General features: G+C 48.6%; 21 protein-coding genes. 19 read left to right on the plus strand and 2 right to left on the minus strand.

Annotated elements, in window-relative coordinates; translation table 11 throughout:
* The first annotated feature begins 11 nt into the window (after window positions 1-11).
* The 15 genes from NSQ19_RS05965 to mutL all read left to right on the plus strand — a co-directional run bounded on the left by NSQ19_RS05965 (window position 12) and on the right by mutL (window position 20,055).
* Entirely contained in the window at window positions 12-917 is a 906-nt protein-coding gene (locus NSQ19_RS05965; RefSeq protein ID WP_328013940.1) for a helix-turn-helix domain-containing protein, read from the plus strand.
* Window positions 918-972: 55 nt separating this feature from the next.
* Window positions 973-1,551 carry a CDP-diacylglycerol--glycerol-3-phosphate 3-phosphatidyltransferase gene (pgsA, locus tag NSQ19_RS05970; protein WP_019721121.1) on the plus strand — a complete coding sequence of 193 codons (579 nt, stop codon included), beginning with the start codon at window positions 973-975 and terminating at the stop codon, window positions 1,549-1,551.
* Between the two features lie 171 nt (window positions 1,552-1,722).
* Window positions 1,723-2,955: a competence/damage-inducible protein A gene (locus tag NSQ19_RS05975; RefSeq protein WP_187287473.1), complete on the plus strand. Its 1,233-nt coding sequence runs from the start codon at window positions 1,723-1,725 to the stop codon at window positions 2,953-2,955.
* A 268-nt stretch (window positions 2,956-3,223) separates the two neighbouring features.
* On the plus strand, window positions 3,224-4,291 hold the full coding sequence (gene recA, locus NSQ19_RS05980) for a recombinase RecA (RefSeq protein WP_195850473.1): 1,068 nt from the start codon (window positions 3,224-3,226) through the stop codon (window positions 4,289-4,291).
* 474 nt (window positions 4,292-4,765) lie between these two features.
* Window positions 4,766-6,328 (plus strand): ribonuclease Y, encoded by a 1,563-nt coding sequence (gene rny / locus NSQ19_RS05985; RefSeq protein WP_013859167.1) that lies wholly within the window; start codon window positions 4,766-4,768, stop codon window positions 6,326-6,328.
* Window positions 6,329-6,414: 86 nt separating this feature from the next.
* A complete protein-coding gene (locus NSQ19_RS05990) occupies window positions 6,415-7,215 on the plus strand; it encodes a TIGR00282 family metallophosphoesterase (RefSeq protein ID WP_013859168.1) in 801 nt (266 codons plus the stop codon).
* A 370-nt stretch (window positions 7,216-7,585) separates the two neighbouring features.
* Complete coding sequence (gene spoVS / locus NSQ19_RS05995) at window positions 7,586-7,846, plus strand: stage V sporulation protein SpoVS (RefSeq protein ID WP_013859169.1); 261 nt, start codon at window positions 7,586-7,588, stop codon at window positions 7,844-7,846.
* A gap of 200 nt (window positions 7,847-8,046) precedes the next feature.
* Window positions 8,047-8,958 carry a peptidase U32 family protein gene (locus NSQ19_RS06000; RefSeq protein WP_061566937.1) on the plus strand — a complete coding sequence of 304 codons (912 nt, stop codon included), beginning with the start codon at window positions 8,047-8,049 and terminating at the stop codon, window positions 8,956-8,958.
* 10 nt (window positions 8,959-8,968) lie between these two features.
* Window positions 8,969-10,240: a peptidase U32 family protein gene (locus NSQ19_RS06005; RefSeq protein WP_013859171.1), complete on the plus strand. Its 1,272-nt coding sequence runs from the start codon at window positions 8,969-8,971 to the stop codon at window positions 10,238-10,240.
* A gap of 350 nt (window positions 10,241-10,590) precedes the next feature.
* The gene (locus tag NSQ19_RS06010; protein ID WP_340703172.1) at window positions 10,591-12,198 is read left to right on the plus strand and encodes an amino acid permease; all 1,608 of its coding nucleotides are present in this window, start codon (window positions 10,591-10,593) and stop codon (window positions 12,196-12,198) included.
* Window positions 12,199-12,536: 338 nt separating this feature from the next.
* Window positions 12,537-14,084, plus strand: coding sequence for a tRNA (N6-isopentenyl adenosine(37)-C2)-methylthiotransferase MiaB (gene miaB / locus NSQ19_RS06015; RefSeq protein WP_265115371.1), 1,548 nt, complete (start codon window positions 12,537-12,539; stop codon window positions 14,082-14,084).
* Window positions 14,084-14,512 (plus strand): RicAFT regulatory complex protein RicA family protein, encoded by a 429-nt coding sequence (locus tag NSQ19_RS06020; protein WP_019721128.1) that lies wholly within the window; start codon window positions 14,084-14,086, stop codon window positions 14,510-14,512. Before miaB ends, NSQ19_RS06020 begins: the two co-directional genes overlap by 1 nt.
* A 203-nt stretch (window positions 14,513-14,715) precedes the next feature.
* The gene (locus NSQ19_RS06025) at window positions 14,716-15,252 is read left to right on the plus strand and encodes an outer spore coat protein CotE (RefSeq protein ID WP_013859176.1); all 537 of its coding nucleotides are present in this window, start codon (window positions 14,716-14,718) and stop codon (window positions 15,250-15,252) included.
* Window positions 15,253-15,513: 261 nt separating this feature from the next.
* Complete coding sequence (gene mutS, locus NSQ19_RS06030) at window positions 15,514-18,141, plus strand: DNA mismatch repair protein MutS (protein WP_265115370.1); 2,628 nt, start codon at window positions 15,514-15,516, stop codon at window positions 18,139-18,141.
* 15 nt (window positions 18,142-18,156) lie between these two features.
* The gene (mutL, locus tag NSQ19_RS06035) at window positions 18,157-20,055 is read left to right on the plus strand and encodes a DNA mismatch repair endonuclease MutL (RefSeq protein ID WP_340702553.1); all 1,899 of its coding nucleotides are present in this window, start codon (window positions 18,157-18,159) and stop codon (window positions 20,053-20,055) included.
* Between the two features lie 120 nt (window positions 20,056-20,175).
* Here the strand turns inward: mutL and NSQ19_RS06040 are convergent, their stop codons facing one another.
* Window positions 20,176-20,784, minus strand: a complete 609-nt coding sequence (locus NSQ19_RS06040) for a hypothetical protein (RefSeq protein WP_340702554.1) — start codon at window positions 20,782-20,784, stop codon at window positions 20,176-20,178.
* A 195-nt stretch (window positions 20,785-20,979) separates the two neighbouring features.
* Window positions 20,980-21,189, minus strand: a complete 210-nt coding sequence (locus tag NSQ19_RS06045; protein WP_340702555.1) for an aspartyl-phosphate phosphatase Spo0E family protein — start codon at window positions 21,187-21,189, stop codon at window positions 20,980-20,982.
* Between the two features lie 529 nt (window positions 21,190-21,718).
* Here NSQ19_RS06045 and miaA point away from each other — a divergent pair.
* From miaA to hflX, 4 genes are all read left to right on the plus strand, one after another.
* Window positions 21,719-22,672 (plus strand): tRNA (adenosine(37)-N6)-dimethylallyltransferase MiaA, encoded by a 954-nt coding sequence (miaA, locus tag NSQ19_RS06050; RefSeq protein WP_166633757.1) that lies wholly within the window; start codon window positions 21,719-21,721, stop codon window positions 22,670-22,672.
* 175 nt (window positions 22,673-22,847) lie between these two features.
* Window positions 22,848-23,078, plus strand: a complete 231-nt coding sequence (gene hfq, locus NSQ19_RS06055) for an RNA chaperone Hfq (protein ID WP_013859183.1) — start codon at window positions 22,848-22,850, stop codon at window positions 23,076-23,078.
* Between the two features lie 270 nt (window positions 23,079-23,348).
* Window positions 23,349-24,290: a stage V sporulation protein K gene (spoVK, locus tag NSQ19_RS06060; RefSeq protein WP_207368780.1), complete on the plus strand. Its 942-nt coding sequence runs from the start codon at window positions 23,349-23,351 to the stop codon at window positions 24,288-24,290.
* Between the two features lie 286 nt (window positions 24,291-24,576).
* The gene (gene hflX / locus NSQ19_RS06065; protein ID WP_061575775.1) at window positions 24,577-25,827 is read left to right on the plus strand and encodes a GTPase HflX; all 1,251 of its coding nucleotides are present in this window, start codon (window positions 24,577-24,579) and stop codon (window positions 25,825-25,827) included.
* Window positions 25,828-25,851: the final 24 nt, after the last annotated feature.

Consider the following 25,851-nt stretch of genomic DNA (forward strand, 5'->3'; position numbering starts at 1 on the left):
CAGGTGTTACCATGACGGAATTAGGGAATCGTTTAAAAGAAGCGAGGAAAGAAAAGGGCATCAGCCTGGATGATTTGCAGGAGATGACCAAGATCCAAAAAAGATATTTGAAAAACATTGAAGAAGGAAATTATGATTCAATGCCTGGAAAATTTTACGTCCGGGCATTTATTAAGCAGTATGCCGAGGCAGTCGGGCTTGACCCGGAAACTTTATTTGAAGAGTATGAAAGTGACATCCCCCGTACGGAACAGGAAGAATTTCCCGAGCAACTTTCGCGGGTGCAGATGTCCAACAAAAGGGCTGCACCGGATACCGTCAAGATGATGAACGTGCTGCCGAGGATTCTTGTCGTCGCCGCCATCATCGCGATTTTATTTTTGCTTTGGTTTGTTGTATATAAGCTTGCCGGCCACAACACGAAGGAAAAATTAAACAGCGGGGCTTCCGGCAATGTAAGCGTGCAAAAAGAAAGCATAAAATCGGCTGAAAAGGTGTCATCCGGCAGAAATACCGGTAGCTCTTCCGAAAAAAATGCGGCGAAAACGCCAAAAAAACCGGCATCGGAAACGAAGAAAACAGCCCAAAAACTGGAAACCGTGTCTTCAAGCGGGTACACGACCACCTATAAACTGGCCGGCACCAGCCAGTTCAAACTTGAACTGAAAGCAAACGGCGGCCGATCATGGGTACAGGTGAAAAACAGCGACGGTTCAACCAACTTTCAACAATTGCTGAATGATGGGGACAGCCGGACAGCGGATCTGTCAAAACAAAAACAAGTCACGATTACGGTCGGAAACACCGTCAATACGGAAGTGTATATCAATGGCAAAAAACTAAAATACCATATTCCGGCATCCAAAGAAGTACGCCAGGATATGATCATCCAGTTTAACGGCCCACAAACGGAATAAGCCTTGTTTAAGGCTTTTTCTTTGGAAAATATATGGACAGTTGGAGGAAAATCCAGTGAATTTGCCGAATAAAATTACTGTATCACGCGTATGTTTAATCCCTGTTTTTTTACTCATCATGGCGGTGCCGTTCGATTGGGGCACCTTTGAATGGCTGGGAGCCGAAATTCCGGTCACCCATTTTGCCGGTGCGGTGATTTTTGCAGTTGCATCCATGACAGACTGGATCGACGGCCATTATGCCCGCAAATACAATCTCGTTACCAACTTCGGGAAATTCCTCGATCCGCTTGCGGACAAACTGCTTGTTTCAACGGCGTTTATTTTGCTCGTCGGGCTCAAGCTGGCGCCGGCATGGATTGTTGTCGTGATCATTGCCCGCGAGTTTGCCGTGACGGGTTTGCGGCTAATTTTGGCAGAGGGCGGGGAAGTTGCAGCAGCCAATATGCTTGGAAAAATCAAAACATGGACGCAAATCATTGCCATCCTTTTATTGCTGTTGCATAACTTCCCGTTTTCGGCACTCTCATTCCGCATGGATCTGGTCGCTTTGTGGGTGGCGCTCATCTTTACCATCTGGTCAGGCGCTGATTATTTCTATTTAAACCGGGGCGTATTTGCCCGCTCGAAATAACCAAGCAGTGAGAGCCTCTCACTGCTTTTTTGCCCGCCGGCGCTGATGCTAACCCGGCACGGGCCGCAGGATTTCCGGGAAAAGGCGGCATTGCGGGGCGGATTTCGGGTCTTCTGGATTGGTGCCGCCATGTGTTCGTTTTTTGCTTTAAAAGAGAGGGAGGAATGGAAAGTGAATGCCGAAATAATTGCAGTCGGTTCGGAACTTTTGCTTGGCCAGATCACCAATACAAACGCCACATTTATTGCTGCGCAATTGGCGGAAATCGGCGTGGATGTGTACTATCAGACCGTTGTCGGCGATAACGCAGAGCGGCTCGAAGCGGCAATCCGTACAGCGGAGGGCCGCGCCGATTTATTGATTTTTACTGGCGGGCTCGGTCCGACAAAGGATGATTTAACAAAAGAAACGATTGCATCGCATATCGGAAAAAAACTGGTCACAGACGAAGATGCCATGCGTTCCATCGAACAGTTTTTTATCCGTACAAAACGAAAAATGACGGAAAACAACAAAAAGCAGGCGCTTGTCATTGAAGGCTCGAAAGTGTTTCCGAATGACCACGGCATGGCGCCGGGCATGCTGGCCAAAAGCCGAAACCACTATTACATGCTGCTCCCCGGCCCGCCGCATGAACTGGAACCGATGTTTATCCATTATGCCAGTCCCGCGATCCAGGATGAACTGGAAACGATCGAAAAAATCGAATCGCGCGTTCTCCGTTTCTTCGGGATCGGCGAATCCCAACTGGAAACAGAAATCCGCCAAATATTGGAAACCCAGAGCAATCCGACTGTTGCTCCGCTTGCGAAAGAAGGGGAAGTGACACTCAGGATTACGGCGAAACACCAGTCGGTGGCAACGGCGAACCAAATGATCGATCAAGTGGAAAAAGAGATTCTGCAAATTGCCGGATCGTATTTTTACGGTTATAACGATACGACGTTAATGGAGGCCCTGATTGAAAAACTTTCAGAAAAACAGCTGACGCTGGCCTGCGCGGAAAGCCTGACTGCCGGCAAATTTGCAGCGGAAATGGCGTCCATCCAGGGTGTCAGCACGATGCTGAAAGGCGGCGTTGTTGTCTATTCGAACGAAGCGAAGATGAAGCTTGCCAAAGTGAAAAAAGAAACACTTGACAAGTACGGCGCCGTCAGCAGCCAGTGTGCAAAAGAACTGGCGGAAAATATCCGCAGCATCATGGATGCCGACATTGGCATCAGTTTTACAGGTGTGGCCGGCCCGGACTCCCTTGAAGGCCATCCGCCGGGAACCGTGTGGATCGGCATTGCCATAAAAGGGAAAGAAACGGCCGCCTATCTGTTGGAACTTTCCGGATCCCGGAACAACGTCCGCACGAGATCGGTGAAATACGGCTGCTGGCATTTGCTGAAACTGCTTTAGTCCGAAAGCCGCTTCTGCTCATTGCAAATGGCGGAAGCGGCCTTTTTACGGAAAAAATTTGTTTGCCAAAAATTCAATTTTCGGCCCTTTTTGCCGGGGAAATTTCCATTTTTGCAGGGGAAAAACCCCATTTTTTTGCCGGATTTTTGCAAAAAAGAGACGAATAGGCGTTCGACATTTTGCTTGGCAAACACGGAAAAAACGGGTATAGTATAGATATAGATTTATTGCTTTCAAGAGTCCGTGATGAATAAAAGGAGGAAATTTTGTGAATGATCGTCAACAAGCCTTAGACCAGGCTCTGAAACAAATAGAAAAGCAATTTGGCAAGGGTTCCATTATGCGGCTGGGCGAGCAGACCGACCGGGTTGTCTCCACGATCCCGACCGGTTCGCTTGCGCTTGATATTGCCCTTGGTGTCGGCGGCTACCCACGCGGCCGCGTCATTGAAATATACGGCCCTGAAAGTTCCGGTAAAACAACGGTTGCCCTGCATGCGATTGCGGAAGTCCAGGCACAGGGCGGACAGGCTGCCTTTATTGATGCGGAACACGCACTTGACCCGGTTTATGCCCAAAAGCTCGGTGTCAACATTGATGAACTGCTCCTGTCCCAGCCGGATACGGGCGAACAGGCGCTGGAAATTGCAGAAGCGCTCGTCCGCAGCGGCGCAGTGGACATTATTGTCGTTGACTCTGTTGCTGCGCTTGTGCCGCGAGCGGAAATTGAAGGAGAAATGGGCGATTCCCATGTCGGCCTCCAGGCACGGCTAATGTCCCAGGCGCTGCGGAAATTATCGGGTGCGATCAACAAATCAAACACGATTGCGATTTTCATTAACCAAATCCGGGAAAAAGTCGGCGTGATGTTCGGCAATCCTGAAGTCACACCGGGCGGACGCGCGCTCAAGTTTTACTCGTCCGTACGCCTTGAAGTGCGCCGTGCCGAACAGATCAAACAAGGGAGCGACATTGTCGGCAACAAAACGAAAATCAAGGTTGTCAAAAACAAAGTAGCGCCTCCGTTTAAAACGGCAGAAGTGGATATTATGTACGGAGAAGGGATCTCAAAAGAAGGCGAGATCGTCGATATGGGAAGCGACCTTGACATCATCCAAAAAAGCGGGGCCTGGTATGCTTATAACGGCGAGCGGCTCGGCCAGGGGCGTGAAAATGCGAAACAGTTTTTAAAGGAAAATGCGGATTTGAAAAACGAGATTGCCGCAAAAATCCGGGAACATTACGACCTGGCGGAAGATGCCGGTTCCCATGAAACCGAAAATGCTGCAGATGAAAAGGAAGCTGTGGAAGGACAGGAAGAATTGAATTTGGAGTAACCTATAAGCGCCTGAAATGCTGACCGCATCCAGGCGCTTTTTGCCGTCCTTTTCCACCGGGCTTTTTTGCGCCGCAAAAGCTGCATGGCTGAAAGGGATCAACACAAATTACGATGGCAATCTTTCCGCTTCACTTGACAATAAAAATTCCCACCTTTAAAATTAATATGTATATTTTATTTTTCTAAAAACGACTTTCTCCTGTACGGAAAGCAAACCCTCCCGGAAGTTTCCGGAAGGGAGCCGGTTTTTAATCCGGCAGCTTTTCCGCGTACGGCTGACAGAACATCCTTGTCTTCAGCCGGACCGGGACGAAACGCATGATGTTTTCATGCCTATACACCGGAGGGGATTGCCCCGGGATCGACGTTTTACTTTTTAAGCCAGGCGCTGTATACTGTAAACCTAAGGATTAATGTAACAGCCGACATTTTTTAACGTGGAAGAAGTTCATAGCAAGAGGAGGTGAGATTGATGGAGTCTCTCATATGGATCATCTCCCTTTTGCTTGTCCTTATCGTCGGTGTAGTTGTTGGCTATTTCATCCGGAGATCAATTTATGAAGCAAAAATTGCAGGGGCGAAAAATGCGGCGGATCAGATCGTCGATGAAGCAAAACGCGAAGCTGACCGCCTGAAAAAAGAAGCCCTGCTTGAAGCGAAGGATGAAAATCATAAACTTCGTACGGATATGGAACGGGAATTGCGTGAACGAAGAAATGAATTGCAAAGACAGGAAAACCGCTTATTGCAAAAGGAAGAGAACCTCGACCGCAAAGATGAATCGCTCGATAAGCGTGAATCGATGCTTGAACAGAAAGAGGATTCTTTAAACCTGAGACAACAACATATTGAAGAGATGGAAAGCAAATTGGAGGAGATGGTTAACGAGCAGGAGTCTGAGCTGGAAAGAATCTCGGGCCTCAATCGCGAACAGGCGAAAGCCATCATTATTGAAAAACTGGAAAACGAGCTTTCCCATGACATTGCCGTTAAGGTAAAGGAAGCGGAAACAAGGGCAAAAGAAGAAGCCGACAAAAAGGCGAAAAGCATTCTTTCGCTAGCCATTCAGCGGTGTGCAGCCGAGCATGTTGCTGAAACAACGGTATCGGTTGTCAATTTGCCGAATGATGAAATGAAAGGCCGCATCATCGGAAGGGAAGGGCGCAATATCCGGACGCTTGAAACGCTGACCGGGATTGACCTGATCATCGATGATACGCCGGAAGCGGTGATTCTTTCGGGATTCGATCCGGTGCGCCGGGAAACGGCACGCATTGCACTGGAAAAACTGGTTCAAGACGGCCGCATCCATCCGGCCCGCATTGAAGAAATGGTTGAAAAAGCAAGGCGGGAAGTGGATGAACATATACGCGAAGTGGGGGAACAAACCACTTTTGAAGTCGGTGTCCATGGCCTTCATCCGGACTTAATCAAAATTCTTGGCCGGTTAAAATTCCGCACGAGCTACGGGCAAAATGTCCTCAAGCACTCGATAGAAGTCGCATTCCTTTCCGGATTGCTGGCTGCCGAACTCGGGGAAGATGAAATCCTTGCCCGCCGTGCCGGCCTGCTTCATGATATCGGAAAAGCGGTAGACCATGAAGTAGAAGGAAGCCATGTGCAAATTGGCGTCGAACTCGCAACCAAATACAAGGAACATCCGGTGGTCATTAACAGTATTGCTTCCCACCATGGCGATACGGAACCGACCTCTATTATCGCGGTGCTTGTCGCTGCCGCTGATGCTTTATCCGCTGCACGGCCTGGGGCGCGCAGCGAAACGCTTGAACATTACATCAGGCGGCTTGAAAAGCTGGAGGAAATCGCCGAATCGTATGAAGGCGTTGAAAAATCGTTCGCTATCCAGGCGGGGAGAGAAGTACGCATTATGGTGAAACCGGAACAGATCGACGACCTGGAAGCCCACCGCCTGGCACGTGATATCCGCAAAAAAATTGAAAATGAGCTGGATTATCCGGGCCATATTAAAGTAACGGTCATTCGGGAAACGCGGGCTGTTGAATATGCAAAATAAGCGGTGACGTGTTCACCGCTTATTTTCTTTAAACGTTTTGAAAGAAAATGAAGATGGTTTTATAAAGCAAAGAAAGGATTTATTGCATGGAGATTCTATTTATAGGGGATGTTGTCGGGTCATTAGGGCGTGAGATGGTGAACGAATATTTGCCGAAGTTAAAGGCGAAATACAGGCCGCATTTGACCATCGTAAACGGGGAAAATGCAGCCGGCGGGCGCGGGATTACCAAAAACATTTACCGTGGTCTGCTGGATGCAGGTGCGGATATCATCACGCTCGGAAACCATGCATGGGACAACAAAGAGATTTTTGACTTTATTGAGGAAGCAAAATGGATGGTGCGTCCGGCCAATTTTCCGGACGGGACCCCAGGAAAAGGGATGGCGCTGATCAAAGCGGAAGGAACGGAGTTTGCAGTCATCAACCTGCAGGGCAGAACGTTTATGAATGCGCTCGATGACCCGTTCCGGAAAGCAGAAGAGATGGTGGCGCTGGCAAGAAAAAGAACCCATTTTATCTTTGTTGATTTCCATGCCGAAACGACAAGCGAAAAACAGGCAATGGGCTGGTTTCTGGACGGCAAAGTGTCGGCCGTGATCGGGACCCATACGCATGTGCAAACCGCCGATGCAAGAATTTTGCCAAACGGTACTGCCTATCTGACCGATGCCGGCATGACCGGTCCGTACGATGCCATTCTCGGTATGGACAAAGAAGCAGTAATGAAAAAATTTCTGACTTCGCTTCCCGTCCGTTTCGAAGTACCAAAGTCGGGAAGGAAAATATTAAGCGGATGCATCATCAGCCTTGATAAAAAAACAGGCAAAGCTGCAACAATCCAAAATATTTTAATCAATGAAGACCGCCCGTTTATCTCTGAATAAACGGGTTTTTTCTGTTTCCGGATGGATGCCGGGCAGAAGAGCGCCTCTTTTTATGTACCGGCGCTTATGAAGGATGGCATAACTCGCAAAACAAAGGAATATAGTAGCAGTGAAATGATTTTTCCCGCTGTGCGGGGGCAGCTCCCCGGAGTTTTTTGAGCAAGAGACGTTCATGAAAGCCCGCACGACAAGCAGGAGAATCAGCAGCCTGATATGCGGGGCGGCTGCCGGATTTTAAGGCAGCCGCCCCATTTCCAGCGAAGCTGCAAAAGGCCGGGCTGGAAACGGGCAAGAGATACTTCACGTTCGAACATGAATCGTCACTCTGAACGGACATTCGGTTAACGGAAGGAGACAAGGAGGAGAAGGAATGGAAATATTAAAAGTTTCAGCAAAATCTAATCCTAATTCTGTAGCTGGTGCACTTGCCGGTGTTCTTCGTGAAAGAGGGGGGGCGGAAATCCAGGCGATCGGGGCGGGCGCCATTAACCAGGCTGTAAAAGCCGTTGCCATTGCAAGAGGGTTTGTGGCCCCGAGCGGTGTGGATTTAATTTGCATCCCGGCTTTCACGGACATTCAGATTGAAGGAGAAGAAAGAACCGCTATTAAACTCATCGTTGAACCCCGCTGATATAGATTGGAAAGAAACGCTGTTTGCAGAAGCAGGCAGCTTTTTTTGCATGGAAAAAAGGTTTGCGGAAACTGTCATACTTTGCCGGCAAAAAAGACCCGTACCCATGATAAAGTAAAATCGTGGCGCACTTTATCTTTGCGCCTTTTTGGCGGTTTTTTTACTGCAGCCTGAAAAAGCGGCTGAAGGAGGGGTGGAAGTTGATCCATATCGTTGCTACCGCTGAATCGGCCGGGCAGGCTGAAGCGCTGATTGCGGCCGGAGTGGATACCCTCTATATCGGAGGGAACCGTTTCGGCCTGCGCATGCCCGGCCATATCACGCTTGAAGAAATAGGCGACATTACAAAGTTTGCACACCGGCAGAACAGGAAAGTGTATACAGCCGTTAACGGATTGATGCACAACGGACATATAGAGGCGCTTCCGGAATATTTGTCATCGCTTGAAAAAGCGGGAGTGGATGCGATCACTGCCGGGGATCCGGGCGTGATACAGCTCTTAAAAGAAATGAAACTGAATCTGCCTTATATTTACGATGCGCAGACGCTTGTCACATCGGCAAACCAGATAAAGTTCTGGCTCAAACGCGGGGCAATAGGTGCCGTGGCGGCACGCGAATGTACTTTTATTGAATTAAAAGAAATACAGGCGCAAATCAGGCAGCCCGTCGAGGTACAAGTATACGGCCCGACATGCATCCACCATTCGAAGCGCCGTTTGCTTTCGAATTACACCCAATTTGCGCATCTTGATGCCGGCACAACTGTCCGTGACAGGCTCAGCATCAGCGAGAAGAAAGACCGGGAAAAGCAGTATCCGCTTTTTGAGGATGAAAATGGCACCCATATTTTTTCCGCAGAAGACATTGCGCTCATTCGGTATTTGCCGGATCTGCACAGGGCCGGGCTGGATACGTGGAAACTCGACGGCATTTTGGCCGAAGGGGAAACCTTTACGGACATTGCCGCCCTTTATGTCCGGGCAAAAGAAGCGGTGCTGTCCGGCACATTTGATGCGGCGCGTTTTTCAGCTGAGCTTTTGCAATTGCAGCCGGAAACGCGGAAGCTTGGCACGGGGTTTTTCCTGCGGCAGCCGGATGAAGTACAGTAGGAGGGAGAATATGCGAAACATCATCAAAAAACCGGAAGTACTTGCGCCGGCCGGAAATCTTGAAAAACTGGAAATCGCCGTCCGCTATGGCGCGGATGCCGTATATATTGGCGGACAGGCTTACGGCTTGCGTTCGAGAGCCGGCAATTTTACGTACGGCGAGATGAAGGAAGGGGTCCGCTTTGCGCATGCCCGCGGCGCAAAAGTGTATGTAGCTGCAAATATGGTCGGCCATGAAGGCGATGATGAAGGGGCAGGGGATTTTTTCCGCACACTAAAGGAGATCGGGATTGACGCTGTCATCATCTCCGACCCGGGCTTTATCACCATTTGTATGGAAGAGGCGCCCGGACTTGCCGTCCACTTGTCGACCCAGGCTTCTGCAACAAATTACAAAGCGCTTCAGTTCTGGGAGCAGGAAGGGGTCGAAAGGGTGGTTCTGGCCCGCGAAGTCAGCCTTGAAGAAATCCGCGAAATCCGGAAAAATACCGGTATGGAAATAGAAGCGTTTGTACAGGGGGCGATGTGCATTTCGTATTCCGGGCGTTGCGTGCTGTCCAACCATATGGCAAACCGCGACGCAAACCGGGGCGGATGCGCCCAGTCGTGCCGTTGGAAATATGACTTGTTTGAAAATGATGGGGCCGGCATCTTAACAGCCGGCGGCGAGCCGTTTTCCATGAGTGCGGTGGACCTTACGATGATCCATCACGTGCCGGAATTGATTGAAGCGGGTGTGGGAAGTTTTAAAATTGAAGGCAGAATGAAGTCGATCCACTATGTTTCGACTGTGGCGAATGTGTACCGGGCGATTGTCGATGCCTATTGCGAAGATCCAGGCCATTTTGTTTTTGACCCGGCGTGGGAAGAAGAAATTTGGAAAGTGGCACAACGGGAACTGGCAACCGGTTTTTACTTTGGGGAACCGGATGCCCGCCAGCAACTGTTCGGGCGCCCCCGCAAAATCCCGAAATATACTTTCGCTGCCCGCGTTTTGGATTACGACCCGGCTACAAAAATCGCCACGCTTGAACAGCGCAACCATTTTGCGGCAGGGGAAGAAGTGGAGTTTTACGGGCCGGGGTTTTCCCGTTTCACACAAACCATCCGCAAGCTTTGGGATGAAGACGGCAAATGCATTGAACGTGCCCCGAATGCGCTGATGACCGTGAAAACGATCACCGACCATCCTGTAAAACCTTATGATTTGATGCGGATACGCAAAATGCCGGTGAGTACGGCGCGCTTTTCAAACTTCCCTGTACAGGCTCCAAGTGAATGAAAATTTACCTCAAAACGGCGGGATATCAAAACATGTCCCCGCCGTTTTTTGCATCCACGGCTTTCGTTAATTTGCCTTCCAATGGTATGCAAAATAGATTATGCTATGCATTTTTGCATAAGAAGTTTTCCTTTTTCCCGCCTGTCCCTCCGAAATCCCGCGGCTGCTTTTCCCAAATTCTGAGTTTTTTAAATCCTCCCTTTGTTTTTCTGGCAATTGGTATGAAAATTGCAAAGATGTAGAATAATAGTCCTCCGCGTGGATGGAAGCGGATCTGCCTTATTGGCGTACCAAAAAGCAAACATCTTTGATTTGTGGAATAGAGAGGGAGGATGATAAAATTGGAGAATGTGACATTAAAGCGTTCACTCGGTTTATGGGCCATCGTCGGACTCGGGTTAGGGTATATGACGCCTACCATTGTGTTTGATACTTTTGGCATCGTATCAAAGGAAACCAATGGGGTGGTGCCACTTGCCTATATCACAGCTTTGATTGTCATGCTGTTTACCGCTATCAGTTACGGGAAGATGGTAAAAGTTTTCCCGAACGCCGGATCTGCCTACACGTATACAAGGGAAACGATGAACCCCCATCTCGGGTTCCTTGTCGGATGGGCGGCGTTGCTCGACTATTTGCTGTTGCCCATGGTGAATGCTTTAATTATCCGGATTTATATGGTATCCGTCTTTCCAAACGTGCCCGCCTGGGTCTGGGTGGTGGCGTATGTAGCCGGCGTGACGGGCATCAATGTATGGAGCATGGGGAAAACGTCCAATATGAACACCATTCTTGTTGCTTTTGAATTGGTGCTGATCGCCGCTTTTCTTGTGCTGGCCATTGTACAATTTTCGCACGGGATGGGAAAAGGCACGGTTATCACTTTCGATCCGCTTTACCACTCCGGTGTCCGTTTGAGCGCGGTCCTGACGGGTGCGACAGTCGTATGTTTCTCGTTTATCGGCTTTGATGCGGTGACGATGTATGCGGAGGAAGCGAAAGATCCCAAAATCATGCCGAAAGCGATCATGCTGACGGTTTTTATCGGCGGAGCGGTCTTTTTTATCGCCAGTTATTTCGCGCAAGCCTTGTTTCCGGACGTTTCTCATTTTAAAAACACGGATGACACATTGCCCGAAATCGGATTGTACGTGGGCGGAACGCTGTTTAAGTTATTGTTTATTTCCGGTGCATTTGCCGCCACGGTTGCGTCCGGCCTTGCTTCCCATGCCAGTGTTTCACGGCTGTTATATGTGATGGGGAGAAACGGCGTCCTGCCGAAGCAATGGTTTGGATACGTGCATCCAAAATTCCGGACCCCCGCTTGGAATGTAATCCTTGTCGGCCTGGTGTCGCTGCTTGCGATCACGCCCAGCCTGGAGCTCATTTCCTCGTTTATCAACTTTGGCGCTCTTATTGCTTTTACATTCGTCAATTTATCTGTTATTGCCTTCTTTGTCTTCCGGAAAAAGCGCTATAAAACGGCAAAAGATGTGTTTTCTTACCTGGTGATGCCGGCCGGCGCGGTGGTCGCGAAAGAAGAAGTGTTCAAAAGCTGGTTCCCGAATCCGTTCATGCATACCACCACTTTCGGCAGAAATCCGCTTGCCTGTGCAGCGGCAATTGCCACGATCGGCGTCCTCATCGAGGGAAAACTGCCGGAACGCGCGGCTGCTTGCGGGGAATATTTTTTAAACGGCTTAAAAGAGGCGGCAAAAGGCCACGAAGACATTGTCCAGGAAGTCCGCGGGAAAGGATTAATGATCGGAGTAGAATTCCACTCGGATGAACTCGGTTATGAAGTGGCAAAAGGCATGTTTGACGGGGGTGTGCTTGTTGCGGGAACATTGATTAATTCAAAAACCTTGCGCTTTGAACCGGCGCTTACGATCAGCTATGAAGAAGTCGACCAGGTTATCCGCACGTTTAAACATGTTTTATCGCAAGTAAAGGCATAAAATCCAAAACGGATGAGAAACGCAAAAAGCCTCTGCCTGATACAGGAAGAGGCTTTTTGCGCCGGGCGCGGAGGTAAGCCCCCTTTTTTCCGGTAAAGCGCAAATCCCCGGCGTTTTGCCAAATGCGACTCCGGCACAAACCGCGAACAGATCCGTGTTAATTGGTTAAACAACCGGGATTTGAAGCCCGGTTGTTCCTAGATCGTGAAAAACTTGGCACATACCCGGGCACGAGGTTTGTTGTAATAGGAGAAAAAACCATTTATACTGGTTATACGCATGATTTTTATATGGTTGCCGCAATAGCGCGGCATGGTGCAAACAGAAAGGGGATTGCCATGAACGAGAAACAGCGTTTGGAACAGCAGCAAGTGAACCCTGTAGAGCCTGCGGACAAAAAATCCGAAAAGGACTACAGCAAATATTTCCAATCGGTTTATATTCCGCCAAATTTAAAAGAAGCAAGAAAACGCAGCCGGAAACCGGTCCAGTATTTTAAAGACTTTGAAATCGATGAAGACTTAAAAGGCATGGGCGACGGATTGAAATTTTACATCCGGACTTACGGCTGCCAAATGAACGAACATGACACGGAAGTGATGGCCGGCATTTTTATGCAGCTTGGCTACACGCCGACCGAAACGGTGGAAGATGCGGATGTGGTTCTGCTGAATACATGCGCCATCCGTGAAAACGCCGAAAATAAAGTGTTTGGCGAAATCGGCCACCTGAAACCGTTGAAAACGGAAAAACCGGACATGCTGATCGGGGTTTGCGGCTGTATGTCGCAGGAAGAATCCGTCGTCAATAAAATTTTGCAAAAACACCCGCATGTCGATATGGTTTTCGGCACCCACAACATTCACCGCCTGCCGTACATTTTAAAAGAAGCGTATATGTCCAAGGCAATGGTTGTGGAAGTATGGTCCAAAGAAGGCGACGTGATCGAAAGCCTGCCGAAAGTGCGCAAAGGCAACATCAAGGCATGGGTGAACATCATGTACGGATGCGATAAATTCTGCACGTACTGCATTGTGCCGTATACGCGCGGAAAAGAGCGTTCAAGGCGCCCGGAAGACATCATCCAGGAAGTGCGCGAACTGGCCGCCAAAGGCTACAAGGAAATCACGTTGCTCGGCCAGAACGTCAATGCCTACGGAAAAGATTTTGACGACCTTGAATACGGCCTTGGTGATTTGATGGATGATCTGCGCAAAATCAACATCCCGCGCATCCGCTTTACCACGAGCCATCCGCGCGATTTCGACGACCGCCTGATCGAAGTGCTGGCGAAAAAAGGAAACCTCGTCGAGCATATCCATCTTCCGGTCCAGTCCGGTTCAAGCGAAATTTTAAAAATTATGGGCCGCAAATATACGCGGGAACAATATTTGGAACTCGTCAGAAAAATCAAAGCCGCGATTCCGGATGTGGCGCTGTCCACCGATATTATTGTCGGTTTCCCGAACGAAACCGAAGAGCAGTTTGAAGAAACATTGTCCCTGTATAAAGAAGTCGGGTTCGAAACGGCCTATACATTTATTTATTCCCCACGCGAAGGCACGCCGGCAGCGAGAATGAAAGACAATATCCCGATGAAAGTGAAAAAGGAAAGGCTGCAGCGCCTGAATGAACTCGTCAATGCCTATTCAAAAGCAGCCATGGAAAAATACGAAGGCCAGGTTGTGGAAGTGCTTGTAGAAGGCGAAAGCAAAAACAATCCGGAAATTTTAGCCGGTTACACACGCAAAAACAAACTTGTCAACTTCAAAGGCCCGAAATCAGCGATTGGAAAACTCGTGCAGGTAAAAATTACGAAGGCGAAAACATGGTCACTGGACGGGGAAATGGTGGCTGTGCTTGATCCGGCCGGGGTGGAAGCGTGATGCAGAAGTTTACAAAAGATGATATTGTCGCAAAAGCTGCCGAACTGGCGAAAATGATTGCGGAAACGGAAGAAGTGGATTTTTTTAAACGGGCGGAAGCGCAAATCAATGAAAATGAGAGAGTCCGCAATTTAATTGCCAATATCAAAGCTTTGCAAAAGCAGGCTGTCAATTTGCAGCATTATGGAAAAAAAGAAGCGTTAAAACAAGTGGAAGCCAAAATAGACGAACTGGAAGAAGAACTGGACGGCATCCCGGTCGTCCAGGAGTTCAAGCAGTCGCAGACGGACGTAAACGACCTGCTCCAGCTTGTAACAAACACCATTTCCAATACGGTTACGGATGAAATCATCAAATCCACCGGCGGCGATCTTTTAAAAGGCCAAACCGGATCCCAGGTGAAATATTCTTCCGGCACCCTCCACTGAAAAAAACGGTGTGCACCCGGGTGCACACCGTTTTTTTTTTTTTTTTTTGCACGCCCAAGGCAAATCCATTCCCGGGTACGGGCACTCCTTCAGAGCCGCGGCATATGTTAGGATTACCCGGAGGTGGCGGGAAAAAGAATTGGCACACCGGCCTGGGTAAAAGCATAGGATGAATTGAAAATAGATGAGGAGGGTTCGCTCGAATGGCAGAATATAGAGAAATCATTACAAAAGCAGTCGTTGCGAAAGGGCGCAAATTTACGCAGTCCAATCATACGATTTGCCCGCCGCAGCATCCTTCGAGCATTTTAGGCTGCTGGATTATCAACCATAAGTACGAAGCCAGGAAAATAGATAAAGAAGTTAAAATCCGCGGCTCTTATGATGTGAACATCTGGTACTCCCATAATGACAATACGAAGACATCGGTCATGACGGAAAAAGTCGAGTATACCGATACCGTTAAATTGCATTACAGGGATCCGGATTGCCTGGACGACAAAGAAGTCATCGCAAGCGTCCTGCAGCAGCCGAATTGCATTGAAGCGGTCATTTCGCCAAACGGCAATAAAATCATTGTCAGTGTCGAAAGAGAGTTTCTCGTGGAAGTCATCGGTGAAACAAAAGTTTGTGTTGCCATCTCGCCTGAAGGGTGCAGCGATGATGATGAATGGGAAGAAAGCAGCGACGAGTTTGAAGAATTAAACCCTGACTTTTTAGTGGGAAGTGAAGAAGAATAGAAGCCGCAAACTAGGAGGCATACACTCCTAGTTTTTTTCTGGGCGCGGCGGATTTCACCACCAAAACGCTTGTGCCGCTTAGAATGCGATTAAAGTTTTTCCCGGATCCCCACAGCGGGCTTTGCCACAGGAAAGAAAAAACCCGGCACCCCGGAGGAGGCATTGAAAATCAACAGACAAGGCCCGGTTTTTGTAAAATGATCCGTATTTCAATTTATGAAGGCCTTTATGCAAATATGTTATAATAAACAGGATTGAAGAATGATTGATAAGCAGGAAAGGAATTTGGTAAGAATGGCTGCGTATACCCCAATGATCCAGCAATATTTGCAAGTGAAGGCGGAATATCAGGATGCCTTTTTATTTTTCCGCCTCGGCGATTTCTATGAAATGTTTTTCGAAGATGCCATTAAAGCGTCCCAGGAACTTGAAATTACATTAACGAGCAGGGACGGCGGCGGCGACGAAAAAATCCCGATGTGCGGGGTACCGTACCATTCCGCCAGCACTTATATTGAACAGCTGATTGATAAAGGCTATAAAGTGGCAATATGTGAACAGATGGAAGACCCGAAACTGGCAAAGGGCGTTGTCAAGCGGGAAGTCATCCAGCTGATTACCCCCGGCACCCTGATGGAGGGCAAATCGCTCGCAGAAAAAGAAAACCACTATATTGCGTCTGTTGCATCCCCGGCGGACGGGCATTTCGCGATTGCCTATATTGATTTGTCAACAGGGGAGGGCAAGGGTTGCCTGTTGGAAGGCCCGTTTGAAGAAGTGCTGAATGAACTGGCGTCGATCGGCGCAAAAGAAGCTGTGGTAGATCCGGAATTTCCGGATGAGTACGCGCGGCTGATGAAAAATACAGGAAATATCACCATTTCCTTCGAAACGGATACCGCCGTCAAGGAAGGCTTTGAAAAGCTTTTGCCCCAGCTTAAACCGGAGCTTTTGCAGCTGGCTGCGGCAAGGCTGTTAAACTATTTATTCCGCACGCAAAAAAGGAGCCTCGACCATCTACAGCCGGTTGAAATGTATGAAGTCCGCCGGTTTTTAAACATCGATTATTATTCCAAGCGCAATCTCGAACTGACAGAGACGATCCGCGGGCAAGGAAAAAAAGGATCGCTTTTATGGCTGCTCGATGAAACGATGACGGCCATGGGCGGACGGCTTTTAAAACAGTGGATCGGCCGGCCGCTTCTTAAGCAAGAAAAAATTGAAGCGCGGCTTCAAATGGTGGAAACCTTTTTAAACCATTACTTTGAACGGGAGGATATTCGCGGGCGCCTGAAGGAAGTATACGATCTCGAAAGGCTTGCCGGCCGGGTGGCATTCGGCAATGTGAATGCGCGCGACCTGATCCAGCTGAAATGTTCGCTGCAGCAAATCCCGGGCATCCGGGCGGTCATGGAGAGCATGGAAAGCCCGGAAAGCAAAAAACTGGCGGCGCTTCTTGACCCGTGCGAAGAGCTGACAGATTTGCTCGAACGCGCCATTGAGGACAGTCCCCCGGTTTCCGTGAAGGAAGGCGGGATGATCCGTGACGGCTATAACGAAGAGCTGGACCGTTACCGCGACGCAAGCAAAAACGGCAAGCAGTGGATTGCAAGCCTCGAACGCGAAGAGCGCGAGCGGACCGGGATCAAGTCGCTGAAAGTCGGATACAACCGCGTGTTCGGCTACTATATCGAAGTGACGAAGGCAAACCTCCACCTGCTCGAAGAAGGCCGGTATGAACGGAAACAGACGCTGGCGAATGCCGAGCGGTTCATTACACCGGAATTGAAAGAAAAAGAAGCGCTTATTTTGCAGGCGGAAGAAAGAATGATCGACCTGGAATACGAGCTGTTTACGGAAATCCGGGCACATGTAAAAGAATTTATTCCGCGGCTGCAGCGCCTCGCAAAAGCGGTCAGCACGATTGATGTGCTGCAAAGCTTTGCCGTCGTAAGCGAAAAACGCCACTACACAAAGCCGGTATTCCGGACAGACGGCGTGCTGAAGATTACGGAAGGGCGCCATCCGGTTGTTGAAAAAGTGCTCGATTCGCAAAGCTATGTGCCAAACGACTGCCTGATGGATGAAAACCGGGAGATTCTGCTGATTACCGGGCCAAACATGTCCGGGAAAAGCACGTATATGCGGCAAATTGCACTGACGGTAATCCTTGCGCAAATCGGCTGCTTTGTGCCGGCACGCGAGGCGGAGCTACCGGTTTTTGACCGGATTTTTACACGGATTGGCGCAGCTGATGATCTCATTTCCGGTCAGAGTACGTTCATGGTCGAAATGCTGGAAGCGAAAAACGCGATTGCAAACGCAACGGAACGAAGCCTGATTTTATTTGATGAAATCGGGCGCGGAACGTCTACATATGACGGGATGGCACTTGCCCAGGCGATGATCGAATACATCCATGATGAAATCGGGGCCAAAACGCTTTTTTCCACCCATTATCATGAGCTGACGGCGCTTTCTGCAGATCTGGGCAAGCTGCAAAACATCCATGTCACCGCCATGGAGCAAAACGGCAAAGTTGTTTTCCTCCATAAAATCAAAGAAGGCCCTGCAGATAAAAGTTACGGGATCCATGTGGCAAAACTGGCCGGCCTGCCGGAACAAGTAATTCGTCGCGCCGAAAAAATCCTCCATGCGCTTGAAAACCAGGATAATGGCGAGACGCAAATGAACCCCCCGGAAGCGGCTGGTACCAGCGAACCCGCGCAACTGTCCTTTTTTGAAGAGCCAGAAACGCCGCGCCAGAAAACCGTTGAAGCAAAGGAAAGAAAGGTGCTCAAGCAAATCAGGGAACTCGATCTGCTTGAGATGACGCCGCTTGCGGCCATGAATGCACTCTATGAAATCCAGAAAAAATTAAAAAAATAGGTGGTGTTGTCCGCGATGGGAAAAATTGCACAACTGGACGAGTCGCTTTCGAACAGGATTGCAGCCGGTGAAGTGGTTGAACGGCCGGCATCTGTCGTGAAGGAACTGGCGGAAAATGCCATTGACGCGGAAAGCACGGTCATCGAAATTGATGTCTGGGAAGCCGGTATGGAAAAAATCCGTATGATTGATAATGGAACCGGCATCGAGCCTGAAGATGTTGAGCTTGCTTTCTCACGCCACGCCACAAGCAAAATTATAAACGAACATGATCTGTTCCGGATCCGTTCGCTCGGATTCCGCGGCGAAGCGCTGCCGAGCATTGCGGCTGTTGCCCGTGTTGAGATGGTCACCTCAACCGGAAACGGGCCCGGGACAAAAGCGGTCATTGAAGGCGGGAAATGGGTGGCCCGCGAACAGGCGCCGAGCCGGAGAGGAACCGAAATTACGGTCACCGATTTATTTTTTAACACGCCTGCGCGGTTAAAATATATGAAGTCGATCCATACCGAGCTCGGCAATATTACCGATGTGGTGAACCGCCTCGCGCTCAGCCATCCCGAGGTGTCTTTCCGCCTCCGCCACGGCGGAAAGATGCTGCTTCAGACAAGCGGGAACGGCGATGTGCGCCAGGTGCTTGCCGCCATTTACGGCGTGAACATTGCCAAAAAAATGATTCCGGTACACAGCCAAACGCTTGATTTTGAAATCAACGGTTTTATCGCTTTGCCGGAAATTACGCGGGCTTCGCGCAATTATATTTCCACGATGGTAAACGGCCGGTTTATTAAAAATTACGCGCTTGTAAAAGCCATATTGGAAGGATTCCATACACTGCTCCCGATCGGCCGCTACCCGATTGTGCTGCTATCGCTGAAAATGGATCCGGTGTTAGTCGATGCGAATGTCCACCCGGCCAAGCTGGAAGTGCGGTTCAGCAAAGAAAAGGAACTGTGCCGGGCGATTACGGACGCGATTAAAGCTGCTTTCAAAAAGCAGGAATTGATTCCGTCCGGCATGGTGCGGCAGGCAGAAAAGCTAAAACAGGAACAGGTGTCGTTCCAGCTTGACCATTTGCCGGAAAAAACGAAACCGGAAACCCCGAAAGCTTTCTCTGCGCCGGTTGCGCCGCACCCATCGCCCCGGCCGGAGGAAGCGAAAACGGGGCAGCCTTATAAAAGCCCGGATGCGGAACAGCCGACCGCCGATTTCCCGCCATTTTCAGGAGGAAATTCGGATCCCGTTTTACCGGAAGAGATCCGCGAACCGGTGCGTGCTGCATTGGATGTTAAAGAGGCAAAGGGGCAGCTGGCGGCACAGCAGCCGGCATCCCGCATTCCGCCGATGTATCCGATCGGCCAGATGCACGGCACGTATATTTTTGCACAAAATGAAAACGGCCTGTATATCATTGACCAGCACGCTGCCCAGGAGCGGGTCAAGTATGAATTTTTCCGTGAAAAAGTCGGCGAAGTGAAAAAAGAGGTGCAGGAAATGCTTGTGCCGCTGACTTTGGAATACGCGACGGATGAAGCGATTAAAATTCAGGAGAACCTTGAAGCGCTGAAAGAGGTCGGCGTTTTCCTTGAACCATTCGGGCATAACAGCTTTATTGTCCGTTCCCATCCGACATGGTTCCCGAAAAATGAGGAAAAAGAAGTCATTGAGGAAATGATCGAGCATGTCCTTTCCATAAAAAAAGTCGATGTAAAAAAATTGCGTGAAAAAGCGGCGATTATGATGAGCTGCAGAGGGTCCATCAAGGCGAACCGGCATTTGCGCAATGACGAAATCCAGGCGCTGCTTGATGCGCTCCGGATGGCATCCGACCCGTTTACATGCCCGCACGGCCGCCCGATCATCATCCACTATTCGGTATACGAACTCGAAAAAATGTTCAAACGTGTCATGTAATCCCCGATCACGAAACCCCTTGTTAAACAAGGGGTTTCGTTCTTTTTAACGGATGTTTGACTACAATTTGGCTACATTTATTGCTGGACGCTGTTCTTTCGGAGCGCTTCGCAAAATGGATTACTGTTTTCTTTGTTTTAGCAGATTGACTTCATATTCCGTATCGGCGACTTTACGGTTTACAAAAATAACCCCTTCACGCAGTTCTTTAACAGCGTCCTTGACACCTGCAATTTCGCCATGGGCATGGTGGACATCCATTGACAGGGCATCAAGCTTTGCATCGGTTTCTTCCTGGCGGTCGCGGATTGCCCGAACCATTTGATAAAGTTCATCCTGGCCGGATTTCATAACTTCCAATTTTTTGTTCAGTTCTATTTGGCCTGATTCCATAACTTCCAATTTTTTGTTCAGTTCTATTTGGCCTGATTCCATAGCTTCCAATTTATTGTTCAGTTCAACTTGGCCTGATTCCATAACTTCCAATTTTTTGTTCAGTTCTATTTGGCCTGATTCCATAACTTCCAATTTTTTGTTCAATTCCACTTGGCCTGATTCCATAATTTCCAATTTATTGTTCAATTCCACTTGGCCTGATTCCATAATTTCCAATTTATTGTTCAGTTCTATTTGGCCTGATTCCATAACTTCCAATTTTTTGTTCAATTCCACTTGGCCTGATTCCAACGAGTTTAATTTATCCAGAATAATGTCCAGCCTCTGATCCATTGCCAATCTCCTTTCCATTTGTTTTGGTTCACCTTAATTGGTGTTATAGTAATCAATCAAGGAACGCCGTTTTCCCGTCAGATTTCAGTTCTTGTTTCGCAGTCTGTCATTTTATTATAACGCAATCATTGCGTGCAAAAAACTGGTTTCACACTCCATATTATTGTTGAAAAGAGAGAAAACGGACTGAAGGATTTAATCACGGAATGAGCCGCCCTTGCTTTGTGCGAGCATGCCCAGCTGGTATTCATAAATCAGTTTGTCCAATAATTGGCTTTGGCGGATCGTTTCCGGGTGGTTCATGCCATTTTGTTTGGCACACTGCATCAATTGTTCGCGGAGGATCAAAATAATACGGGGCAGATGGGCAGAGGAAAGTGTGGGATACTGATTCATTTTTTCCATGCAAACATCCCTTTCGGAGAAATATAAGAAGATTAGAAAAACAGTTTTGAAGAAAAGGCAACATAAGCGTGTTTCGGAGGCGGTTGTGCTTAAGATGGCCTTTTAGCGGAGCCGGCAGGCATATCATTTGAATCAGGGCCAATGGCATGCCTGAGCAATACGATATCTTCATATATGCTTTTTTTCACAGCCTTATACGGGCATTTGTGGTATTCATCCAAAAGCCGCCCTAATTCAATAATAAAAAAGAAACGCTCGTCATTTTTGACCATACCAAAAACCTGCCTTACATGGATCATAATCATTATCCTTATTATATAGTATAAATGGATTGGATGTGAAGCAGGACTTTAGACCTATATGCATTTTTTAAATATTTTTTTGTAAGCGAATTTTCAATGATGAATAAAATCCCGAAAAAAGGGAAACTGTATAGATGTTCTGTTTGCTGTTTTATGGTACGATAGAGACAGAAAAATCCGGGGATTTAAAGAATGCTGCAATCTCCAGCATAAAAGGTAGGGTACGAATGGCAAAACAAAAACTGATCGTACTGATCGGCCCGACAGCATCAGGAAAAACGGCGCTTAGCATCCGCCTCGCGAAAAGATTCGATGCTGAAATTATCAGCGGCGATTCGATGCAAGTATACAGAGGCATGGATATCGGCACAGCAAAAATTACGCAGGATGAAATGGAAGGGGTTCCCCATCACCTGATCGACATTAAAAATCCGGATGAGTCTTTTTCGGTTGCTGAATTCCAGCAACTGGTACGGGAAAAAATAAGCGATATTGCTTCCCGCGGCAAGTTGCCCATGATCGTCGGCGGCACGGGGCTTTACATACAATCTGTCTTATACGATTACCGTTTTTCGGACATTGCCGGAGACCCGGCATACCGCGCGGAACTTGAAAAGATCGCAAAGCGGGAAGGGCCCGGCCTGCTTTACAAATTACTGGAAAAAACCGATCCGGAAAGTGCCGCAAAGATTCATCCGCATAATGTGAGAAGGGTGATCCGGGCGCTGGAAGTATGCCATTTTTCCGGCAGGACGATGCAAGACTACCAGAAACAGCAACAGCATGAACCGCTTTATTGTGCGGCGCTGGTGGGGCTTGTGATGGAGAGGGAGAAGCTGTATCAATGCATTAACGAACGGGTCGATCAAATGATGGAACGCGGCTTAATCGAGGAAGCGAGAAAGTTGTATGACAAACATTTGCGTGGTGTCCAGTCCATCCAGGCGATCGGCTACAAAGAACTGTACGATTACTTTGACGGGCGCACGACCCTTGATGAGGCTGTTTCCCGCTTAAAACAAAATACAAGACGTTTTGCCAAAAGGCAGCTCACCTGGTTCCGCAATAAGTTGGAAATAGAGTGGTTTGACATGACAAAAGAGGAAGAAAAGGAAAAAAAAATTGAAGAAATTTCCGCTTTCATAGCAGGAAAGCTACAATTAAAATCGAATAGTTTATAATATAGAGTATAGCCGGGAACACGCGTGACTTCAGTCATGAGATGCTCCGGGCACCGAACCGCAGAAACTGCGGGGGCTGCCTGCCAAAAATCACCGGAGATCCACCGGCGTTTGCAGGAATCTCGCGGCTTTAGTCATGAGCAGGTTAAAATAGAGAGAAAGAGGAGGATTTGTAATGAACAAAGCTATCAATATTCAGGACCAGTATTTAAACCAATTGCGGAAAGACGGTACGGTTGTCACAGTCTTTTTGATGAACGGCTTCCAGCTTCGCGGCCAGGTAAAAGGCTTTGATAACTTCACCGTGCTGATTGAAACAGACGGCAAACAGCAACTCGTTTTCAAACATGCGATTTCAACGTTCCAGCCGCAAAAAAATGTTCAAATCAATTTTGAGGAAAATTAAAACAAAATGTCCGGCAACTTGCCGGGCATTTTAAATATGGTGTACTGTTATCCGACCCCGAAACATAAACTAATACAGATAATTATTTCTCGGGAAAGCGCAAAAACCGACAAATTCCCCCGCCATTTTGGATGATGCTGATTTTCGGCCGGTGCGGATTTGAAAAACAACCGGTTTTCTTATGCCGAACAACAAGTTTTTGTACGTGGGCATTTGTCACACTCCCGGCCCAATCCGCGTATATTGTCTGTAGAATGCGAGGTGGCGGTGATGGATCAACCGATTCGTATGAAAAATAACGGCCAGATCAATATTGTCCTCCATGCGGGCCAAAGGGAGGCCGTTATTCCCCAGCCGAAAATAGAAACCAGCAAAAAAGATTTATCAGCGGAACATGAAATTTTAAAAGAAATTGAAGATGAACTTGGCACGCTTGTCGGAATGGAAGAAATCAAAAAAATGGTAAAAGAAGTTTATGCCTGGATCTATATTAACAAGAAAAGGGAAGCCGCCGGGTTAAAAACGGGAAAGCAGGCTCTCCATATGATGTTTAAAGGCAATCCCGGCACAGGCAAAACAACTGTCGCCCGATTGATCGGGAAATTGTTCCATAAAATGAATGTATTGTCAAAAGGCCACTTGATTGAAGCGGAAAGGGCCGATCTTGTCGGCGAATACATCGGCCATACGGCGCAAAAGACAAGGGATTTGATTAAAAAAGCGATCGGCGGCATTTTGTTTATTGATGAAGCGTACTCTCTTGGCCGCGGCGGCGAGAAAGATTTCGGGAAAGAAGCAATCGATACGCTTGTAAAGCATATGGAAGACAAACAGCACGAATTTATTTTAATTTTGGCCGGCTATTCAAACGAAATGGATTATTTCCTGAGCCTGAATCCGGGGCTGCATTCCCGGTTCCCGATTGTGTTCAACTTTCCCGATTACTCGGTAGAGGAGCTCATGGATATCGGGAAAAGGATGCTGACTGAAAAAGAGTATACGCTCAGTTTGGATGCAGAACGGAAGCTTCGCGACCATCTGGCTTTTGTCAAAACAACGAGCAACCCTGCCAGTTTTTCAAACGGCCGGTATGTGCGGAATGTAATTGAAAAATCAGTGCGCGCCCAGGCGATGCGGCTGTTGATGCAGGCTTGCTATGACCGCCATGAGCTGGTCACGCTGCACAGCAGTGACCTTGTTTTTCCGGACTGACGCCCCTGCGCCCTCTGCGGTTTTCCGCAGGCGCTTATTTTCCGTCCGAAAGCTTAAGCCGGTTTTGCCGGCTAGCTGTTTCGCCCGGAAAATAAGCAGCTTGGGGATACATTTTCAAGTCATGCGGGCCCGGGCATAACAGCGCCCGGCCTTTTTTAATGCGGGCGGAAAAAAAGCCATATCGCACGAAGCCATGCCCTGTTTTCCAAAAAAAGGCGCCCGGACATGTTATCTTTGTGCGTTTTTTGGTAAGATAACAGGTATACTGGACGGAACAGGTGATGAAATGGAAAATAATAAAGAAAGAGCGATTCTTGCCGGATGCGAATTGAGCGGCGGCAGCCACAGCCGTTTTGCTTATTCAATGGAGGAGCTGAGGCGGCTTGTCGAAACGGCGCAGGGGGAAGCGGTGCTTGAAGTCGTACAAAAACGGGACAGGGCAGATGCCGCCACGTATATCGGAAAAGGCAAGGTGGCGGAACTAAAGGCGCTTGTTTCAGAATTGCAAGCCGATCTGATCGTTTTTAACGCGGAACTTTCGCCGAGCCAGCTCCGCAATCTCCAGGCCGCAGTGGATTGCCGCGTGCTGGACAGGACACAGCTTATCCTTGATATTTTTGCGACGCGTGCCCGCTCAAAAGAAGGGAAGCTCCAGGTGGAACTGGCGCAGCTTGAGTATTTGCTGCCGCGTCTTGGCGGGCGCGGTACGGAGCTGTCACGGCTCGGTGGCGGAATCGGCACGAGGGGGCCGGGGGAAACCCAGCTTGAAACGGACCGCCGTCATATCCGCCGCCGCATTTCTGAAATTAAGGCGCAGCTTGAAACGGTTGTCCGCCACCGGGAGCGTTACCGCGAAAGGCGGAAAAAGAACCATGTGTTTCAAATTGCGCTTGTCGGCTATACTAACGCCGGAAAATCGACATTGTTTAACCGCCTGTCTGCCGCAGATTCTTATGAAGAAAACCAGCTGTTTGCCACGCTTGATCCGATGACAAGAAAAGTTGTGCTGCCAAGCGGTTACACGGCTTTGCTGACGGATACGGTCGGATTTATCCAGGACTTGCCGACGACGCTGATTGCGGCGTTCCGCTCGACCTTGGAAGAAGTGCGGGAAGCCGATTTGCTTTTGCATGTCATTGACAGTTCCAACCCGGATTATGACAACCATCAAAAAACGGTGCAGCGCCTGCTTTCCGAACTGGAAATGAACCATCTGCCGCAGCTTGCCATTTACAATAAAATGGATATAAAAGACAGCCATTTCATGCCCAATGCACAAAACAGCATCATGATCAGCGCGAAAGACGAAAAAGATATCCACCGGCTGCTGTTGGAAATTGAAAAACAGGTGCTGGCCGAAATGGTGCCGTACAGCGCGCTTGTCCCGCAAACGGAAGGAAAGCTGCTTTCGGTTTTAAAAAGTGATACCATTTTAAGAGAACTGATTTTCAAAGAAGAAAATGAGGCATACCAGTGCAAGGGATATGCGCTTCCGGGCCATCCAGTTTTGGGCGCGTTACAACCATATGCTGAATAAAAATCTTGTGCGCGGGTGCATGCA

The sequence above is a fragment of the Weizmannia sp. FSL W8-1119 genome (assembly GCF_038008605.1).
Taxonomy (GTDB): Bacteria; Bacillota; Bacilli; order Bacillales; family Bacillaceae_C; genus Weizmannia; species Weizmannia coagulans.

Coding starts and splice junctions, on each gene's coding strand:
- hfq (WP_013859183.1), top strand. CDS start 22,848: ATGAACAAAGCTATCAATATTCAGGACCAGTATTTAAACCAATTGCGG.
- mutL (WP_340702553.1), top strand. CDS start 18,157: ATGGGAAAAATTGCACAACTGGACGAGTCGCTTTCGAACAGGATTGCA.
- NSQ19_RS06020 (WP_019721128.1), top strand. CDS start 14,084: ATGCAGAAGTTTACAAAAGATGATATTGTCGCAAAAGCTGCCGAACTG.
- NSQ19_RS05990 (WP_013859168.1), top strand. CDS start 6,415: ATGGAGATTCTATTTATAGGGGATGTTGTCGGGTCATTAGGGCGTGAG.
- miaB (WP_265115371.1), top strand. CDS start 12,537: ATGAACGAGAAACAGCGTTTGGAACAGCAGCAAGTGAACCCTGTAGAG.
- NSQ19_RS06025 (WP_013859176.1), top strand. CDS start 14,716: ATGGCAGAATATAGAGAAATCATTACAAAAGCAGTCGTTGCGAAAGGG.
- rny (WP_013859167.1), top strand. CDS start 4,766: ATGGAGTCTCTCATATGGATCATCTCCCTTTTGCTTGTCCTTATCGTC.
- NSQ19_RS06045 (WP_340702555.1), bottom strand. CDS start 21,189: ATGGAAAAAATGAATCAGTATCCCACACTTTCCTCTGCCCATCTGCCC.
- spoVK (WP_207368780.1), top strand. CDS start 23,349: ATGGATCAACCGATTCGTATGAAAAATAACGGCCAGATCAATATTGTC.
- hflX (WP_061575775.1), top strand. CDS start 24,577: ATGGAAAATAATAAAGAAAGAGCGATTCTTGCCGGATGCGAATTGAGC.
- miaA (WP_166633757.1), top strand. CDS start 21,719: ATGGCAAAACAAAAACTGATCGTACTGATCGGCCCGACAGCATCAGGA.
- NSQ19_RS06040 (WP_340702554.1), bottom strand. CDS start 20,784: ATGGATCAGAGGCTGGACATTATTCTGGATAAATTAAACTCGTTGGAA.
- spoVS (WP_013859169.1), top strand. CDS start 7,586: ATGGAAATATTAAAAGTTTCAGCAAAATCTAATCCTAATTCTGTAGCT.
- mutS (WP_265115370.1), top strand. CDS start 15,514: ATGATTGATAAGCAGGAAAGGAATTTGGTAAGAATGGCTGCGTATACC.
- NSQ19_RS05965 (WP_328013940.1), top strand. CDS start 12: ATGACGGAATTAGGGAATCGTTTAAAAGAAGCGAGGAAAGAAAAGGGC.
- NSQ19_RS06005 (WP_013859171.1), top strand. CDS start 8,969: ATGCGAAACATCATCAAAAAACCGGAAGTACTTGCGCCGGCCGGAAAT.